Origin of the sequence: Chitinophaga sp. CF118 (genome assembly GCF_900112615.1) — a bacterium.
GTDB lineage: Bacteria > Bacteroidota > Bacteroidia > Chitinophagales > Chitinophagaceae > Chitinophaga.
On record NZ_FOMK01000001.1, the window covers coordinates 1137461 to 1157590 of the forward strand.

Below are 20130 nucleotides of genomic sequence, written 5' to 3' on the forward strand. Positions count from 1 at the left end.
ATTTTTGTTCCAAGATGCCAATTATTCGTAAACGTTATTTTCTGGGGATTATCCTCTTATTGTCATGTCATTCACTGAAAGCACAGTCTATACTCATAGACTCCCTGAAAGAGATTCTTGCAAAGAAAGAAACGACGGTGGAAACCCGGATCATGACAACAGCACAACTGGGCCGGATAACCGGGGGCAGTGATCCGAAAACAGCTATCGGAATGGAACAACAGGCCCTTGCAATGAGCAATGGCTTAAAAGACAAGCAGTACAAGGCCTTCGTCTACGGATGCCTGATACACCTTTATGCACTGAATGATAGTATGCAACTGGCAGGAAAAGCCGCGGATAGTGCTGTATGGTATGCAGACAAAACAGATAATAACATCACAAAAGGGTTTGTATGGTTCCGCAAAGGATGGCTACAGATGCTGACAGATCAGCCCGACAGTGCCGTCAATGACTTATTGCAGGCATTACGCTATCTGGAAAAACAACATGCATATAACTACGAGAGCAATATCTATTATTTTTTAGCAGGCATTTACGGCGACTGGAAAAACTCAGAGAACGAATTAAAATATGCCCGCTTATGTTTACAGAAAGGCCTGCTCTCGCAAAAACCAGATGAGATCTGCATGGCTTATCAGGCATTAGGCAGCTACTTCATCATAACATACCGCGAAAATAATAAAGACAGTCGTTTACTGGATTCTGTACTTTACTATAACAGGCTGGCACTCGCCACAGGACAAGCACAAAAACAACGGTTAATCAGTCCCAGTACTCTCTCTTTAATAGCATTAAATACAGCTAATTCTTATGGAGAATTTTATCCTGATAAAAAAGACAGTGCTATAAAATATATTAACATTGCGCTTGCATTAGGTAAAGAAACAGGGCAGCAGGAAATCGTTGCCAGTTGTTACGGACTATTGAGTGATTATGCTGTACAGGAAGGTAATTATAATGATGCAGAAGTATTCCTGAATCTAAGCCTTATAGCAATAGAAAGTTTTCCTTTAGGAAGCAGTCTTACCAAAGCAAAGATCATGCAGGCAATGGCTAAAGTGGCAGAGAAAAAAGGAAACAACGCACAGGCACTGCTCTTCTACAAACAATATATCGACTATTATAAAACAGCCTTTGATGCACAGCAACAGGCAACTGCTAAAAAATTTGAGACGCAATATGAGTCTGAGAAAAGAGAAAAAGAACTGGCATTATTACAGCAACGTGCAGCCTTCAACAAACAACTAAACTTCTTTTATATCTCACTGGCAGTAGCGGCATTGCTCGCACTGATCTTCTTTTTCCGCGCCTATCATTTCCGGCTCAGAGCGTCTCTGCAAAAACAACAACTGCTCACGAAACAACATGAGGAAGCTAATCTTCAGTCATTGCTGAATGAAACCAAAGCCAAACAACTGGAGCTTGAAAATCATGAAGCACAATTACAATTACAGTTACAGGCAGAAGCTACTGCAAGACTGGAAGCAGAGCAACTCCTGTTGCAGGAGCGGCAGGAACGCCTGCAGAACGAACTACTGGCAGGCGCTCTGCAGGTAGAAGAAAAAAATGAACTGCTGCAAACATTACAGAAAAAGATCACTACTCATAATAGTACAGATCCCGTACTCCGGCAAATGGATCGTATTATTACTGACAGTCGTAAGATGGATGAGGAGTTTGAATCTACGAAATCTGACTTTGCAGATATTCATCCGGAATTCATTACACGTTTACAGGAAAAAGCAGGCGAAACGCTTACCAGACTGGATCTTAAATATTGTGCTTATATCAGGATGGGGTTATCAAATAAAGAGATTGCCAACAGGCTGGCAGTAGAAGCCAAAAGTATTCGTATGGCCAGATACAGGCTAAAGCAAAAACTGAATTTGCAAAAAGATGATAGCCTGGATATGTTTTTAAGTACAGTGGTGTAATCCCTGTGGGGGCATGGTTTTTGGGCTCACATCCTGTAAAATCATTCTTCTATGGAACTGATGAGACACCTTGCACTTAACATCCCCGATACTTCAAAACCCAGGGTAGTAATCATAGGCGCAGGCTTTGGAGGACTGAATACCGCCATGGGCCTATCCGATGAGAAATTCCAGGTGGTCCTTTTTGATAAACACAACTACCATACTTTTCAACCTTTGCTCTACCAGGTAGCATCTGCGGGCTTACAGGCCGATTCTATTGCCGGTCCACTCCGTAACCTGTTCCATAAAAGAAAGGATGTCCACTTCCGGATGTTGAAAGTACAGGCAATAGATCCTGCTGCCAATACAATTAATACCAGCGCAGGTGATTTGAAATATGATTACCTCATCATTTCCGGCGGAGCCAAAACCAATTACTTTGGTAATGAAAATGTGCAACGATTCACTTCTGCCTTAAAAACTATTCCCGATGCACTCAATCTGCGCAGCCAGCTCATGCAGTTGTTTGAGTGGGCCAGTTTGAATGCAGATCCAAATATTGCCGACCATTTACTCAACTTTGTTTTGATCGGCGCAGGCCCCACAGGTGTGGAAATGGCCGGGGCATTGTCTGAACTGAAAAGACATATCCTTCATAAAGATTATCCCAGGCTGGACTTCACCAAAATGAGGATTTACCTGCTGGATGGCCTTGACCGGGTGTTGCCTCCCATGTCGGCCAAAGCCAGTGCGCGTGCGCAACGTGATCTTGAAAAAATGGGGGTGATCATCCGGCTCAATACAATGGTACAGGATTACGATGGAGAAACAGTAAGGATCAAAGATGGAGAATCTATCAAATCATTCTGTGTGATATGGTCTGCCGGCGTAACCGGAGAAACTATGCCCGGTTTACCGAAAGAATGGGCGGAACGCGGACGGTTGTTAACGGATTCCAACTGCCGTATCATAGGCAGTTCCAATGTTTTCGCCATTGGTGATATTGCCCTTATGAAGCAGGAAAAATATCCTAAAGGACATCCTGGGATGGCGCAACCTGCAATACAAATGGGGAAATACCTGGCCAAAAACCTGTGGGCCCTACATCAGCAGCAACCCATAAAACCGTTTAATTATTTCGATAAAGGCTCGCTGGCAACTATTGGCAGGGGTAAAGCTGTGGCAGACCTTCCCGGGAATATTTTTTTTGGAGGAAGGATAGCCTGGTATATCTGGCTGTTCGTACATATCAGTTTCCTGGTCACTTTCCGGAATAAATTACTTGTACTGACCAACTGGATATGGAACCTGTTCACTTATGATAAAGGCAACAGGCTAATCATAAGGCCATACATCCGGAAAGGCGATGAACGGGCAAAAGAAGTATTTAATAATAATGAGAGTGGTAGCTAATTCCCAGACTCATGACATGATGTTTGCAGGTTAATTAACGAATTGTTTAACTAGTTATTAACCTTATTACATGAGCAATCGCATAATTTGCTTTTGCATAGAAAGTAGCCACTGCAGCTTTTTATTGATTTGTTTTCATAACGTGGAAGTATATAACGATTGCCTTTCCAGGCAGTCGTTTTTTTTGCACAGATGATAAAACGTACCTTTGCACCAGTACGTGAATACAAATCCATACATAACATTATCGCAATTAACCGCGGCTATCCAGGGCACTATCAGAAATGCCTTTAACGGAAAAAGTTTCTGGGTGATAGCTGATATTACCGGTCACTCTTATTATCCGGCCAAAGGGTTTCATTTTTTCGACCTGGTAGAAAAGGATCCGCATACACATCAGCTGACAGCTAAGATCCAGGCAAACGCCTGGAGCCAGGGGACTGCGCGCATTGCCGAATTTGAACGTGTTACCGGGCAGCGTTTTGGAAATGATCTGCACCTGTTGATAAGAGTATCAGTAGAATATCATCCCCTGTATGGATTAAAACTATCATTACAGGATATTGATACCAGTTTTACCAGGGGGCAGTTGGAACAACAAAAACAGGCTACCCTGTTACGTCTTGTGACAGAGTGCAGTGATATTGTCCGAAAAACAGCAGATGGCTATTTCACCCGTAATAAATCTTTGCTGATGAAGTCTGTGATCCAACGCATTGCCGTGATCACCTCTTCTTCTGCAGCAGGTTTTGGAGACTTCAGAAAATCGTTGCAGAATAACATCTATGGGTATACTTTTTACATGGATAATTACTTCACTACGGTACAGGGTGAGGCCAATGTAGCACAGGTATGTGCCCAGCTGGAAGCAATCAGGGCATCCGGTAAAATATACGATACGGTAGTAATCATTCGTGGTGGTGGTGCTCAAACAGATCTACTGCTTTTTGAGAAGTTTGAAATAGGGAAAGCAGTAGCAGGCTTTCATATTCCCATCATAGCGGGTATTGGTCATGAGATCAATGAAACCATCACAGACCTGATGGCACATACATCTGTTAAAACGCCCACTATGGCAGCGGAAATGATCATTTCCCATAACCGCTCTTTTGAAGATGCCCTGCTCAAAGAGCAACGGAATATCATTATCCGAATGCAGCAAATGGTATCCGGCCGGCAACAGCAATTATCGTCCCTGCATGCGCATATCGTGAACCGTTCCCGCGATGTGCTGACAGAATATAAAGAAGGATTAAGCCAGTGCCGGCAGGTGATTCCGCAGGCAGCCAGGCATTTGCTGCTCCGGCAACGTTCTGCTATGACGCAGCTATCGGGCCAACTGCTGGCAAAACCCGGACAGGTAACAGCGGGACGCCTGCAGGAACTCATACACATACAACAGCATATCCAGGTTTTTGCCCGCAAACTATTGCAGCAAAAACAACAGCAATTACAACATCATGCTACTGTAATCAGGATCATGAGCCCCGCAGCCCTGCTACGCAAAGGCTTTGCAATGGTATATCACAATGGACAGATTGTTACCGGTGCTGCCGCATTGGAAACAGGAGACTCCATTACCGTACAACTGGCAGATGCCGCCGTACATGCTACAATCACTTCAAAAACAATTATCGATGGAAACGAGTCTGACATATGAAGCAGCCTATAAAGAGCTGCAGGAAATAGCCCGGGAGATAGAAACAGAGTCTGTATCTGTCGACGTACTGGCTGCCAGAGTGAAACGCGCCTCAGAACTTATTACCTTCTGTCAAACCCGGCTACGTGCCACTGAGGCAGAAGTAGAGAACATTATCCAGCAAATGGAGCATAAAACTATTTAATTTTTTAAGCAGCCTGCGCCACACATCCCCAGTGTGGCGCCACACACAACACATTATAAATCAAACATTTCTACTACATTATTTGTTAATCCCTCTGATAATAACGCGTAATAAAGTTTAATTTTTAAATTAAAAACGGGTTAAAATCATGCCTGCATATTCTCTGGCTTATAACCATTGTTAACCTTTGTGTTGGAATTATAAATAAAACCGCGGACAAACAACATCTCATGAAGCGAACGATTGTCATGGCTGTAGTAACATTGATACTCTCCTGTATCCAACATGTTACCAACGCCCAAACAACCTACACTTTGGCAGCAGCAATAGATACTGCCAGATTAAGCAGCCCTGTGTTAAAAGCGCGCTATATGAATATTGGCGCCTCACAGGCAGATGTTATTACAGCCAAACTAAGGCCCAATCCCAATCTGAACAATCAGACCCTGCAACTGATCAGCTCCGATCATTTTGCTCCAGATACCAGATGGTCATCGAAAGATAACCGGCAGGTATGGTACCAGGTAACCAAACCAATTCAATGGCCCAACCAACGTAAGTATAAGATTGAAACGGCCAACAAGGATGTAGTTCTTGCGAACAATGCCTACCAGGAAGATGTAAGGAACCTCTCTCTGCAGGTAGGTAGTAGCTGGATCACCTGCTGGGTTTTAAAAAAACGGCTGGCACTGTTGAATGATAGTAAAAGCAACCTGGATACATTGGTAAAAATCAACGAACTCCGGTACAAAAACCAGGTAATTACCCAAACAGATCTGTCAAGGACCAGGGTATTACTGGATCAATACAACTTACAACTAAGCGTATTTGCGCAGGACTACCAGAACGAACTGCAAAACCTACAACTGCTCACTGGTACTACTGGCAATGTAGATGTTGATACCAGCAGCCTGGTACAAACAATTTCACCCTCAGCTGCGCTGGATAGCCTGATTTCTCAAACCATGGAAAACCGCACGGACGTGGTATTGGCAAAGAACAACATTGATGAACGCAGTAGCAACATCAAGTTCCAGAAAGCTATGGCAGTTCCTCAGCCGCAGCTGGGAGTGATCTACAATCCACAGAACTCGGTGCCTTACATCGGATTCTATGGTTCTATAGACCTCCCCTTTTTTAACAGGAATCAGGGCCAAATCAAAAAAGCACATATCCAGCAGGAACAGGCCGAACAGGAATTATCTGCTACCCGCCGGCAAGCGCAGGCAGATGTAGCAACGTCCTACAAAACCTACCAGGTGCAGAAACAGAATATCAAAAAATATGAAGGTATTCTGCAACAATCACAACAGATCCTGGACAATGTAAAATATTCTTACCTGCGTGGTGGTACAACTATCATCGATTTTCTCGATGCCCAGCGCAACTGGTATGATACGCGCCTGCTTTACTATGATGCCTTACAGACATACTACCAGAGTTACATACAATTATTATTCGCCACCGGCCTTATAAATCAATTATAATATGCAACGCATCACCGGATATTTTTTAGTGACATCTCTCCTGCTGGCGGGATGTGGCCATAAGGAACAAAAAAGTACAGTAACGGATGACCCTGGTCCAACTATTACCAACAACGGGCAACTGATCACTTTCCCTGATACTGCGTCTTCCAACTTTTTTACGGTGGAGCTGGTAGGTGATTCTACACTCAGTGGAACATTACGTGCTCCCGGAAAAGTAGGAGCTACTATCATCCGCTCTCAGGAAGGTGGACAAAACATTGTATTGTTCGACAATCCAGACCTGGAAAGTGATTATTCACAACTGATTCAGCATAAGGTTAACATCAATCATATCCAGGAGATCAATATCAAACAACGGAAAATAGAATTGGACCGCACACAGGATCTGTACGATCACGGCGCTGCCAGCGGGAAGGATATCCTCGAAGCCAAGTCCAACCTGGCTGTGGAGCAGACGAACCTGGCTAATGAAAAAACACAGCTGATAGAACATGAATCCAGCCTGAAAGCGGCAGGATTTGATCCGGAAGGATTACGCAATACAGCTCCTGGCAACGCCTATATCATCTGTGATATACCGGAAAATCAGTTGAGCAATGTCAGCAAAGGCTCTCCCTGCACCATCACATTATCATCTTTTCCCAATACACCATTCTCCGGTCATGTAGAAGCGATTGCTGATGTGATAGATAATGTTACCCGCATGGTAAAAATGCGTATCCGCCTGGCTAGTCCGGATAGTAACATACGCGCCGGCATGTTTGCCCTCGTTACTTTCAACGTAAAAGGAGACAGTAAAGATATTAACGTAAACAAAGATGCACTGCTTACCTCCGATGGACAGAACTACGTTTTTGTAAAAACTTCCGCAAATGTTTTTGAAAGACGTGAAGTACACACAGGACAACAGATAGGAGACCGCATAGCCGTTTACAGTGGCCTGAAGAACGGGGACAATGTAGTGGTGCGAGGAGTGATGCAACTTAAAGGTTTAAGCTTCGGATACTGATCTTAAATCATCTGATAAAGCTGAATGATTCAGCTTCGGACATTGATATTACAAACCATACAACATGTTACAAGCACAGATATTTATAGATAAAGATGAAGTATTCGGCTCACAACCTTTATATGAATTCATTGTACAGTTCTTACTCAAACACAAAGTAGCAGGTGCTACGGCTTTTCGCGGAACTATTGGTTTTGGAGAACACCACCAGGTAAAACGACCGGATAGCCTGTTCAGTTTCGATGAACCTCCTATGCTGATCACTTTTATAGATGAAGAGGAAAAGGTGCTGGATGTATTAAAAGAACTACGCAAGCGGGTAAGCAGCGGATTCATAGTTACCAGTAAAGTAGAACGATTTTAGATCTTGATTGAAACACACACGCAATGATTCGTAATCTATTAATATTCTCTTTAAAAAACAGGTGGGTAGTTATCCTGATGGGGCTGGGCCTGATGGGCATCGGCTACTGGTGTTTTACCATGCTGAAAATAGAAGCTTACCCGGATATTGCAGATACCAATGTGATCATTGTAGCGCAATATCCCGGCCGTGCTGCTGAAGAGGTAGAACAACAGGTAACCATCCCCATAGAGAGGGCTTTACAGAATACCCCGAATGTGCTCGACCGCAGAAGCCGTACCATCTTCGGCCTCAGCGTAGTACAGCTTACTTTCACCGATGGCACTGACGATTACTTTGCCCGCCAGCAGGTAAATGAAAGACTCGCCACGGCAGAACTGCCCGAAGGTGTAGCGCCGGAACTGGCACCACTCACTACCGCTGTAGGTGAAATATTACGTTATGTAGTAGAAGCACCTCCCAATTTTACACCAACAGAAATCAGGGACCTGCAGGACTGGGTCATAAAACCTTACCTGTTACAGGTACCGGGGATAGCAGACATCACCACCTTTGGCGGTCCGCTTAAACAGTTCCATATTCTTACTGCTCCCGATAAGTTGCGCAAATACAGTCTAACTATCCAGGATGTGATCGATGCGGTGCAGAAGAATAACCAGAACACCGGTGGGAATATTATTAACCGTGGGGAACAAGGCTTTGCCGTACGCGGACTCGGGGCGGTAAAAACAGAACAGGATATCCAGAACATTGTGCTGAAAGCAGCCAATGGTATGCCGATATACCTCCGTGATGTGGCAACTGTAGAAGTAGCTCCTCCCCCACCCAGTGGTGTAATGGGGTACACCATCAACGCTACTAAAACAAACTCGAACAATGGCGTAGAAGGAATCATTCTGCTGAGACGTTATGAGAATCCCAGCGAAGTTTTGAAAATACTGAAAGAAAGAGTGGAGGATCTGGAGCGGGACGAACTGCCCAAAGGAGTACATCTGCGTACGCTGTACGACCGTAGCTTCCTGATAGACCACTCTCTTGAAACAGTTGGTCATACATTACTGGAAGGGGTATCTATCGTAGTGATCATACTGATCTTCTTCTTAGGCAGTTTACGTAGTGCACTGGTAGTGGCGCTAACCATTCCATTCTCGCTGCTCTTTGCATTCATACTTATGCGCCTCACCGGCATACCGGCTAACCTGTTATCGCTCGGCGCAATCGACTTCGGAATAATTGTAGACGGCGCCTGTGTAATGGCAGAACATCTGATACGAACGTACCGGACAGCACCACCGGAAGAGAAGAAGCGGGGAATTATCGCCCTCACTCTTCGTTCTTCCCAGGAAGTAGGCCGCGAAATATTCTTCTCCGTTACCATCATCATCCTGGCCTATATGCCTATCCTGCTGATGACACGTGTAGAAGGTAAACTGTTCTCTCCAATGGCACTTACCCTGGCATTTGCAGTGATAGGTTCCATGTTGGCAGCATTAACATTAATACCAGTACTTATCTCCTTTGCATTCAGAAAGGCATTCTACAATACGGATAAACCAATGAAAGAGCATCGCAATGTGGTGCTTGATTTCCTCGGCAAGTATTATGCAAAAGTGTTGGGAGTCACGCTTAAACGGCCTAAAACAACCGTTTTGGTGGGATTCTCGGTAGTGATCATGTTAGTATTATTCGGAGCCAAACTGGGATCAGAGTTTTTACCTGAACTGGATGAAGGATCTATCTTCCTCCGTGGCAACTTCCCGGCAGGTATTACCATCCAGGAAAATGCGCGTTATTCTCCCCTTATAAGAAAGGTGATTGCCAAATATCCGCAGGTCTCTTTTGTGATCACACAGGCGGGCCGTAACGACGATGGTACTGACCCATTCCCCGCGAATCGTAATGAGATCCTGGTAGGATTGAAAGAATATAAACTGTGGAGCGATACCATTTCTAAAAAAGAACTGGTTACCAACATCCGCCACGATCTGGAAAGGGCAATGCCTTCCGTAAAATTCTCTTCCGGTCAGCCGATCATTGACCAGGTAATGGAAATTGTGACCGGCAGTGCAGCGGATCTGGCCATCTCCATCGTAGGCGATGATCTTACCATGATGCGGGCGAAAGCAGATACCATCTCCGACATTGTAAAACATATGCAGGGCTCCGAATCAGTGAACATCGAGCAGGAAGGCCCGCAGGAACAAATAGCAATCAACATCAACAGAGAAAATGCTGCCCGCTTCGGAATCAATGTGGCAGATATCCAGAGTATGATTGAAGCAGCCATTGGTGGTAAAACTATCTCCACCCTTTATGATGGCACCAAACGCTACGATCTGGTAATCCGCTACCTTCCCGGCGAACGCAGTACGATAGAATCTGTGAAGAATCTGCAGGTGCCTTCTGCCACAGGAGCGCTCATTCCCATGAACCAGCTGGCAGATATCTCCTACGTAAAGGGACAAACAAATATTTATCGCTACAACAGCAAACGGATGGTGACTGTACGTACCAACATCCGCGGCCGTGATCAGGGAGGTTTTGTGAAGGAGATCAATAACAAGATCAACACTCAACTGCATATCCCTAAAGGATACGCGATTGTATACGGCGGACAATATGAGAACCTGGAACGTGCAGGCAAACAATTGTCTATGACCATCCCGCTGACTATCATCATGGTATTCCTGGTGTTGTTCATCTTATTCCGTAACATGCCGCAAACCATTGTAACGGTGAGCTGTATCCTGTTTGCACTGGCTGGTGGTATCGTTGCCCTGCTCATCAGGGGATATCACTTTAACGTATCTGCAGGGGTAGGATTTGTGAGTATATTCGGTATATCTGTAATGGCAGGAGTACTGCTCGTATCAGCTATTAACAGGGTCAGGGTACGACCCGATCTTACATTGCAACAAAGCGTATTCCTGGGAGCCAAAGAACAACTAAGCGCAATTCTTTCTATCCTGATAGTAGCGATTGCAGGTCTGATACCTGCTGCTACTTCTTCCGGGATAGGTTCGGATGTACAAAGACCATTGGCCACTGTAATTATCGGTGGGCTGACAAGTACCCTGATCTTTGCACCATTACTGATTCCAGCGTTGTATTCATGGGTGGAAAAGAACAGGTCCGCGAAACATGCTGTTAAAAATGAAGAAGAGATAGAATAGGGAACAATACAGTGGACAGTGCCGTCTCGGAGTAATTCTGAGGCGGCTTTTTTTTATGTGGTATTAGCTGGTTAATTTATTGAAAATTTCAATCTCACCAAAATGAACATACAGATAAGCATATAAAATAGCTATTGTAACAGAAGCCAGATTACCTATAAGGTAGTAATCATTAAATCCATTACGCTCGCTTTCTGGTTCCTGATGTTTTAACCTCGTCGCCAATTTTAGCGCACTAAAAAAAGTTAACGCATTTGTCTGATTATTGATTAGCGCAATGGCTAAGAAAATTCGTTCGAGCACGCCTTTAAATACTGCTCTTAAATCTATCCCATTCTTTTTATACCAAATCTGGGCTATAAGGCTAAATAAAAATGCTAATATTAACTCTACGATAATAATTATTATAATTAATATAATTACTTTGGCCATTTGAAGTTGCCTCATTTTAACGGGCACAAGTCATGTTGCAAAAGCTCCAATTTAGTAATATGGCATAGAGAAAAATTTGGTAGTAAAACTCCAGGTTAATCTTTTACTTCTCCCAGGTAGTTTATCACTTCTTTTAGTGCAATGTATTCATCAAGTTTTAATGACTTTTTCCTTTTCCACATAAGTGACCGGTCCTTATCTAATTCTTTTGCTACTAACTTATAGTCTTTATACACAAGGAACGCATCAATTAATGTGCTATCCTTTAAAAGGTTCCAGTCGTCAGTCAAACCCTGAAGAACTATAAATGTATCGTTTATCGCATTTTGTTTTTTCTTATCCCGTAACCTGGTTATAAATTTCAAATTTGATTCTTTCATTTCTGCAAGACACTGTCTTGCTTCAGTTAAACCGGGACCCAACATTTCATATGCTATTTGCGTATTAATTTTTGTTTCGATTTTACCTTCAACAAGAACATATCTGAGTTGGAAACTCTTTTTAGATTTGAGTATGTTCTCTTCAATATTAATAATCGTATTTAAAGCAGATGGAAGATCACGAAGAATTCCTTGAAATTCGTCTCCTAGTGTTATTGTTAGGGGCGATAACACTTTTTCTCCCATCTCCTCATTAATATTATCAACAACTTCTTTAAAATCTTTTATAAGAAGCTGTTGATTCTTGTCCCGACTGTTTATTATATCAGCCATTAATATGAAATTCATAAGTTGATATTTAGTTGCATAAAAAGTGAAACATTCGACATTATTGCAAATTTAGTGAAACATTCATCATTATTGCACAAATAATGAAACAAAGGCTTCGTAGAGTATGCTATATTATTCTCATGGGCCTGATATTTCCTGTATAGGATGAGTGAATTTTAAAAATTACAAGCAACTTACGTGACAATCCGACCGAATTCTCAATCCAAAAAGCAGATATTCGTAATATGTAAAGAGATCAGATATAGTCTGGCAAAAATCATCCTTCGTTCATCCTTCGTTTATTAACGGAGGATGAACGAAGGATGATTGAATCTCTACTGGATCTAAACACCACCTCGGATATGTAAATTAACCTCAGGAAGAATAAACTACATCTCTAAAAAAACATTTTCCATTTCATTTTATCACCGAAGTATCGTAATTTAGAAGAAATAACTCTGAATTTAACATGTTGATAGAGTTTAAAATATCAAACTATCGATCTATTGGAAAAGAGCAGATACTCAGCCTTGTTCCAGCACCTAAGCAAAGGGATTTCCCCGATAACATAATAGAAAAGGGGAAAAGTTATGCCCTGAATGCGATTGCTATATATGGACCTAACGCCAGTGGTAAGAGTAATCTGTTAAAGGCAATGGGATTGCTGGATAAGCTCTTGCACAATTCTGCAAGAGCTTCATCTACCACCAAATTACCTTATGATCCATTCCTATTAAAAAAGGGATGGAATGAAAAACCGACTTTCTTTGAGATCACTTTTATATTACAAGACTATCGTTATAGATATGGCTTAGAATTTAACCAGAAGGAAATCCTTACCGAATGGCTATTCAGAAAAGGGCAAGGGAGGGAAGTGAATCTCTTTCAAAGAAAAGGGGATGTAATTGATACTTCTAATGGGTTCAAAGGATCAGGGAAAGTAATTGAAGCTGCAATTGAAGCAACAAGGGATAATGCCTTATTTCTCTCGACTTGCGACATGCTTAATGTTGAAGAGGCAAAAAAAATATTTCAATGGTTCAGGTATTTCAATATGGTTGATGGTCTTCAGACTGATGATGAAGAAATTCACACAGTCGAGTTATGGCAAAATCCAGAATACCAGTCTAAAATAAAGGACTATTTCTGTACACTGAACTTATCAATTGTTGATTTGGAAATTACTACCAAAACATTTGATGCGAGTGAAATCAACCAGGGATTCCCAGAAGAGATTAAAAATATTCTGATAAAAGAGCTTGATGGGAAAGAGAGATTCACAATCTGGTCTAAACACAATCTATACGATAATGCCGGTAACAAAACAAAAGAACTATTAAGTTGGAAACTGGAAGAAAGAGAATCTGCCGGAACAAAAAAAGCATTTCACTTAAGTGGACCTGTAATCTGGGCATTAGTGAATGGAGGCATTTTAATTATTGATGAAATTGAGGCTAAAATGCATCCGTTAATGACCTTGCGCACTATCAACCTCTTTCTTGACAACAAAACCAATCCCAATAAAGCTCAAATCATTTTCGCAACTCACGATACAAATCTTTTATCATACTGCAATTTGAGAAGAGATCAGATTTATTTCTCTGACAAGAACGATTGGGAATCTACTGAGATTTATTCTCTTTCTGACTTTGTATATGTAGGAAAAGATGATCCCTTTGCAAAGAGTGAAAAAGAACGTCCCGACACAGATAAAGAAAAGAGATATTTTGAAGGAAGATATGGTGCTATCCCGGATTTTAAAGAGTTATCATCTTTAAAGGTTACAAAGCATGGCGAGGAAAGGTAAACTTGGATTAAAAGCAGAAAAGGATACTATTGAAAGACCTGTTCGATTTAAGAAATACGAATATTTATTTTTAATAGTCTGTGAAGATCAGAAAACAGAACCTGAATACTTCCAACAATTTGCTGACGCTCTTCCGGCAGAAACTCTTTATTTAAAATCTGTAGGAATGCATATACATTTGAGAAGAATGGAAAAGAAACCTTTAAGGTAGAATATTTAGGAGAAGATGTATTAACCGGTACAACAGGCTTCTGTCATATCGTTAAATTCACAGCCAGTGGTATTCCCGGGCCTGGATACGTCTGGATAGATGCATTAACGGGACATACCCTGAAATTTATCATTCAATTACAACAAGGGCTCATGGTAATGACTAAAATATAAAAACGGCCATTCTAAAACTTGTATTATAAAAAAGGCGGTTAGTTCATCACTGACCGCCTTTTACTTTATTCGCCTTATAACGAATATTCAATTATTCTGTGATCATCTCACATTTTATCTTCGCGCCTTCTTCCACCTTTTTGGCAATATCAATTCCACCTTCCTGTACAAGACATACAGAGAAATTCTCATCCTCTACCTTTGAAACAGCTATTTTGCCCAATGTTTTCTTACGCGTCATTTTCTTACCATCCACGGTGAGTTCTGTCAGTTCATATACCCGGAACTCATCCAGTTCCTTTACTCCTAATAAACTGCCTGCAACTATCAGCACCTTTGCTGCACCACCATTGCTGTTCTTTTCCTCTATTTCAGCAATGGATACGGTGATCTTAAAATTATCTTTCATAAACCGCTCTACCTGCGGCTTAAGATCCCTCAGGGCATCTTCAAACGCAATCTTTCCTTTACCAGTGCTATTGATGGTAGTGGTGGCTATTACCTCTTCCCTTGCAACATCGATTACACTCATAGTGAATGAAATTTCTGCAACGTTGGAAGTAGTCACTCCTATTACAGGAATATTGGTTTGTTTAATTTCAACGGCAGCTCTGGATACATTTCCGGTGATAATATATTGAGCTCCTGTAGCTTTTGCCTGTTCCAGCAATTGGGGATCCAGTTTATTCTGTTGGGAAGCAGAATCAGCCTTCACCTGGGTCATTTTCTCCTTTTCTACCAGTAATAACCGCTTGTTCCTGGAAAATACGTCAGATACAGTTTCCTGAACAGAGATCACATTATTACTATTCTGAGAAGCACCGGCCCTAAAGGGTGCTATACCTATTACAGTCTTACTTTGTCCGAAAGCGGCAGTAGAAACAGCAATGCTAATAAATACTGAGAGCATTCTCCTTGTCATAATCAGGGATGTTTAAAGTGGCAAACGTTTAATCCGCGCAAAATTAAGGAAAATTACCCTGCTTCCTGTTCCTGTTTTACAGGTAGTATGATTGTAAATGTAGCGCCTTCCTTTTCACGGCTGTGTGCTGTAATAAGTCCGTTGTGTTTATCTACGATCTTGCGGGTAACTGCCAGGCCTATTCCTGTGCCCTCAAATTTGTCTTTCGTATGTAAACGCTGGAACAATACAAATATTTTATCGAGATATTTCTCGTCGAAGCCGATACCGTTATCTGAGATTGTAATACAGGCATAAGACCCTGCCGGATCTGCCGGACTGTCGAACTGTTTATACTTAATACGTGATGCTGTGATGCTGATCATCGGCTGAATATCTTTACGGGAGAATTTAAATGCATTGCTTAAAAGGTTCTGAAATACCTGCCGGAGCTGCCCTGGAACTGCTTCTATGATAGGTAACGAACCTACAGTAACAATTGCATTTTTCTCCTGTATAATTATTTCAAGGTCAGATAAGATCTCTTTAATGATCACTTCCAGGTTTACCTGCTCAAAGAAATTCACCTGTGATAACCGGGAAAATTTTAACAAATCATTAATGAGGCTGGTCATACGGGAAGATGAATTAATAATGCGATCCAGATAGTCCATCGCCTTATCTTCCATATTATCCTGATACCGTTCCCTCAGCATATTACCGAACATATGGATCTTACGCAGCGGCTCTTTCAGGTCGTGCGAAGCTACAAATGCATATTGTTGCAGTTCCGTATTGCTGGATTCCAGTTCCTGGTTCGCCTTCTGTAAAGCAGTAGTACGCTCCATCACCCGTTGTTCCATCAGTTCTGCCAGCGTTTTTTGTTCATGGATATCTGTGCTGGTACCTACCCATAAAATAGCCACCCCACTCATATCTTTCTGTGCGCGGCCCCTCATCAGGAACCAGTTATACAGGTTATCATAGCGTTTAAGACGCAATTCCGTAGAAAAATCTTCTTTACTTTTTACTGCAGTATTCCAGGTATCATTCCATACGGACAGATCATCCTGATGAATAATGTCATTCCATCTTTTCTCTTTGATAGATTCGAATGAAAGTCCTGTATAGGTAATGAACTGCTGATTCACGAAATTGATCTCACCATTGGGCATGGCCGTCCACAGGATGAGTGGCATAGATTCAGCCAGGAATCGTTTTTCTTCCATATTAACGATTGCCAGCTCCTCCGCTTCACGGAGGATGGTCACATCCATCATAGACCCCAGCATACGGTAAGGGGTGGCGTATTCGTCCAGCATCAGGTAGCCCCTGTCCAGCACATGCGCATAGGATCCATCTGATCTGCGCAGGCGATACCCTTCAGACCATTGGCTTTGTTTTGTACTGACAGCACGGGTAATACTTTCATGTATCCGGTCGCGGTCATCGGGATGAATGTTTTCCAGCCAGAAACTGCGACCGGATGTTTTATTATCCCTGGAATATCCGTAAACGCTGTAAAAGTTATCACTCCACCATACCTCATTATTGGTAAGGTTCCAATCCCAGATAGTATCGTTGGTGGCCTGGGATACCATACGGAAACGTTCTTCGCTTTGTGTGAGTTCGTGCGTTCTTTCCAGTACTTTATCTTCCAGTGCCGCATTCAGGATGCGTAGACTTTCCCTTGCCTGTACCAGCTCATTGTAATTCCTGCGCAAACGGTCTTCTGTATCTTTCTTCTCTGTAAGGTCATTACAGGTGATCACAATACCATCCTGTGTTTTAACGGCTGCCAGTTCAAACCAGGCATCCTGTCTGTTCAGTTCTGTTTTAAATTCTGTATGCAGCATCCTGCCTTTACCCGCTACCTGTACATATTTTTCAAACAATCCCTGTTGCGTCAACTGGGGCAATGATTCTAACATAGAAACATCCCTGGGCATGTTTTTACCCAATAAACGGGACGCTGCTTTATTAGCAGTTAGCAACCTGAAATCAGTCACAATACCTTTAGCTGATGTAATTGCCTTAAAGGCCATGATCACACTGGTACTGGCATTAAATACGCCTTTTAGCAGCATGTCCAGTTCCTTAATGGCAGTGATATCTACAAAGGTGATCACTACGCCGTCCGTTTGTTTATCCTGACGGATATAAGGCATGATCTTCATCAGGTGTATATTGCCATTGCTCAGCACCATTTCTTTTTCCAGGGTATCCTTATTCAGTATCACCGTATTAATATCATCAATGAGGCTATCCTGCTGAATATTTGTGGAAATATGATTAATAGGACGACCTATATCCGTAGGAATAAGATTGATCATTTTTACTGCAGCAGGATTAAACTTGCGGATGCGGAGCCTTGCATCTACAAATACCTGTCCTATATCCGTGCTACGGAAATAGTTATTCATATCGTCGTTCAACTCTATCAGTTCTTTTATTTTCAGCTGATGTTCGGTGTTCAACGTATGAAGCTCTTCGTTCAATGATTGCAGTTCTTCATTGCTGGATTGCAGTTCCTCATTGGCAGAGAGTAGTTCTTCATTGCTCGACTGTAACTCTTCATTGGAGGTTTCCAATCCTTCGATAGCCATTTGCAGGTTGGTTCTTGTTTCGCCCAGTTCTGCCTCCAATAATAAAATATGCTCGTTTACTCCCCCGGTATGTATATCAGAGATATCTGTATGATCAAATACAATAGTCTTCTCCGGTTCTTCACCAAATACGATAAGTGTGTTAACTCCTGGTTTGATCAGCATATTCACTACCCGTAAGCCTTCTTTTGTATTCAGTTTCACTCCTTTGACGGGCACTTTCTGTTCTGTTTTCCAGGCCTGCCGCAATGCCATATTCAATGTCATAGCAAGATCTGCAGGGACCATTTTCAGCAAATTCAGGTTCAGCTTCTTTTCCGGGAGGGAAAGATATTTTTTATAATTTCCTATTGCTTCGCGGATCTCGTAATTCTTATCTATATAAACGGCGGCATAACCGTAGTCATCTGCCATCACCTGGCGGAACTCTTCAAGCAGTTCAGCAGCTACCCGCTTTTCGGGTGCTACCATTCCATTGGCACTGGTCCGCATTTCACGCGCCTTCCGGATGTATTCTAACGGGCTATACAGATTTTCCGGTGGTGCCCCCCGTAAGTTCTCACTCTTTCTGTAGATCTTCCATTTAGAGCTCACTTCTTCCAGTCCGCCACGAATTACTGTCGCAGACTCGCTGGGACCTAGAAACAGGTAGCCACCGGTATTCAATGCAAAATGAAGAGATGCTAATACCTGGCGTTGCAGCACATTGTCCATATAAATAAGCATATTCCGGCAGGTGACCAGGTCATTTTTTATAAATGGAGGATCTTTCAGGATATTATGCCGGGCAAATACAATCTGTTTACGCAGGCGCGGAACGATCTGATATTTATTTTCTTCTTTCAGGAAGTATTTTTTGAGGATGGCTGGGTCTAACACATTTACCGCAGCTGCCGGATAAGAACCTCTCGCTGCATATTCAATGGCATTACTGTCTATATCCGTAGCAAAGATTTTTATATCCAACCATTTGTTCCGTTTTTGCAAACACTGATCCAGAAGGATGGCAATAGAATATACTTCTTCACCGGTACTACAGGCAGTCACCCATATTTTCAGGATGGCACCTTCTTCTTTCTCCTCTATCAGTTTACTCAGGATCTGATCTTTTATTACCTCAAAGGCACCTTTATCCCGGAAAAAGCGGGTCACGCCAATCAGGAAATCCTGTGCCAGCAGTTTATTTTCTTCAGGATTCTGGCGCAGTACCTGCAGATAATCTTCCAGTGTATTTAAATTAAACTGGGTCATACGCCGGGCAATGCGCCGTGTAATAGTAGGCGATTTATAATGATGAAAATCCTGTCCGCTATTCTCTCTTACAAGTTGGAATACTTCGGGTAACAATTCTTCATCTATTTTTCCATTAAATACCTGTACAGGCATATCCTGGATTAAGTTATAGATCTCTCCGGGCATAAATTCCGGAGCCAGCACATAATCTATATTTTCAGAATTGATAGCACTCCTGGGCATCCCATCAAACCGGGCTGATTCTGGATCCTGCACCATCACCATACCACCGGCTTTTTTTATGGCTCCCGCACCGCGGGTACCATCAGTTCCCGTACCAGACAGGATAATACAGATGGCATAACGACCCTTATCTTTAGCGAGAGAAAATAAAAAAGTATCTATGGCAGTGTTAGGTCTTTTTCCGGCAGGCTTTTGCTGGAGTTGCAAACGGCCCTGGTCAATGATGATTTCTTTATTGTTGGGAATAACATATACACAATCGCTCTCAACAGGCATATCCTTCTCTACTTCCCGTACTTTCATATTCGTATGCTTGGACACCAGTTCCACCAGCAGGCTCTTATAGTCCGGGGATAGGTGCTGTATGATCACGAAAGAAAGATTGCCGTACTCCGGCATATTATCAAAAAATTCATGAATCGCTTCCAATCCCCCGGCTGAGGCCCCAATTGCTATTATGTAGTTAGCTTTTTTCATCAAGGGTTATTTATCCTATTAACCATTTTCATACCAAAAAAACTACTGGTATGAGCATGTATTAATTCAATTATTCCAGGATAAAATTGCGGAGATGTACGGCTATTCTCATTGCCGGGGGATTG

General features: G+C 42.4%; 14 protein-coding genes. 10 read left to right on the plus strand and 4 right to left on the minus strand.

Features of this window, described 5'->3' with window-relative positions; all coding sequences use genetic code 11:
• Window positions 1-14: 14 nt before the first annotated feature.
• From BM176_RS04455 to BM176_RS04490, 8 genes are all read left to right on the plus strand, one after another.
• The gene (locus tag BM176_RS04455) at window positions 15-1937 is read left to right on the plus strand and encodes a helix-turn-helix transcriptional regulator (protein ID WP_090099946.1); all 1923 of its coding nucleotides are present in this window, start codon (window positions 15-17) and stop codon (window positions 1935-1937) included.
• A gap of 51 nt (window positions 1938-1988) precedes the next feature.
• Complete coding sequence (locus BM176_RS04460) at window positions 1989-3332, plus strand: NAD(P)/FAD-dependent oxidoreductase (protein ID WP_090099948.1); 1344 nt, start codon at window positions 1989-1991, stop codon at window positions 3330-3332.
• Between the two features lie 208 nt (window positions 3333-3540).
• Window positions 3541-4992 carry an exodeoxyribonuclease VII large subunit gene (gene xseA, locus BM176_RS04465; RefSeq protein ID WP_255373434.1) on the plus strand — a complete coding sequence of 484 codons (1452 nt, stop codon included), beginning with the start codon at window positions 3541-3543 and terminating at the stop codon, window positions 4990-4992.
• A complete protein-coding gene (xseB, locus tag BM176_RS04470; RefSeq protein ID WP_090101636.1) occupies window positions 4970-5176 on the plus strand; it encodes an exodeoxyribonuclease VII small subunit in 207 nt (68 codons plus the stop codon). Before xseA ends, xseB begins: the two co-directional genes overlap by 23 nt.
• A gap of 230 nt (window positions 5177-5406) precedes the next feature.
• Window positions 5407-6663, plus strand: a complete 1257-nt coding sequence (locus BM176_RS04475) for a TolC family protein (RefSeq protein ID WP_090099952.1) — start codon at window positions 5407-5409, stop codon at window positions 6661-6663.
• A gap of 1 nt (window position 6664) precedes the next feature.
• Complete coding sequence (locus BM176_RS04480; protein ID WP_090099954.1) at window positions 6665-7675, plus strand: efflux RND transporter periplasmic adaptor subunit; 1011 nt, start codon at window positions 6665-6667, stop codon at window positions 7673-7675.
• Between the two features lie 64 nt (window positions 7676-7739).
• Window positions 7740-8039, plus strand: coding sequence for a DUF190 domain-containing protein (locus tag BM176_RS04485; protein ID WP_090099956.1), 300 nt, complete (start codon window positions 7740-7742; stop codon window positions 8037-8039).
• A gap of 23 nt (window positions 8040-8062) precedes the next feature.
• Entirely contained in the window at window positions 8063-11212 is a 3150-nt protein-coding gene (locus BM176_RS04490) for an efflux RND transporter permease subunit (RefSeq protein ID WP_090099958.1), read from the plus strand.
• Window positions 11213-11275: 63 nt separating this feature from the next.
• Here BM176_RS04490 and BM176_RS04495 read toward each other — a convergent pair whose 3' ends face one another.
• A complete protein-coding gene (locus BM176_RS04495; RefSeq protein WP_143097705.1) occupies window positions 11276-11644 on the minus strand; it encodes a hypothetical protein in 369 nt (122 codons plus the stop codon).
• A gap of 95 nt (window positions 11645-11739) precedes the next feature.
• Window positions 11740-12372: a SatD family protein gene (locus tag BM176_RS04500; protein WP_090099962.1), complete on the minus strand. Its 633-nt coding sequence runs from the start codon at window positions 12370-12372 to the stop codon at window positions 11740-11742.
• A 451-nt stretch (window positions 12373-12823) separates the two neighbouring features.
• Between BM176_RS04500 and BM176_RS04505 the strand changes: the two genes are divergently transcribed.
• Both BM176_RS04505 and BM176_RS04510 read left to right on the plus strand, forming a co-directional pair.
• Complete coding sequence (locus BM176_RS04505; RefSeq protein WP_090099964.1) at window positions 12824-14161, plus strand: AAA family ATPase; 1338 nt, start codon at window positions 12824-12826, stop codon at window positions 14159-14161.
• A complete protein-coding gene (locus BM176_RS04510) occupies window positions 14145-14372 on the plus strand; it encodes a hypothetical protein (protein ID WP_090099966.1) in 228 nt (75 codons plus the stop codon). The genes BM176_RS04505 and BM176_RS04510 overlap by 17 nt, the downstream gene beginning before the upstream one ends.
• Before the next feature lie 264 nt (window positions 14373-14636).
• On the opposite strand, the gene BM176_RS04515 is transcribed toward BM176_RS04510, so the two are convergent.
• On the minus strand, window positions 14637-15467 hold the full coding sequence (locus BM176_RS04515) for a hypothetical protein (protein ID WP_143097706.1): 831 nt from the start codon (window positions 15465-15467) through the stop codon (window positions 14637-14639).
• Window positions 15468-15520: 53 nt separating this feature from the next.
• Entirely contained in the window at window positions 15521-20005 is a 4485-nt protein-coding gene (locus BM176_RS04520; protein WP_090099970.1) for a CheR family methyltransferase, read from the minus strand.
• Window positions 20006-20130 lie beyond the last annotated feature (125 nt).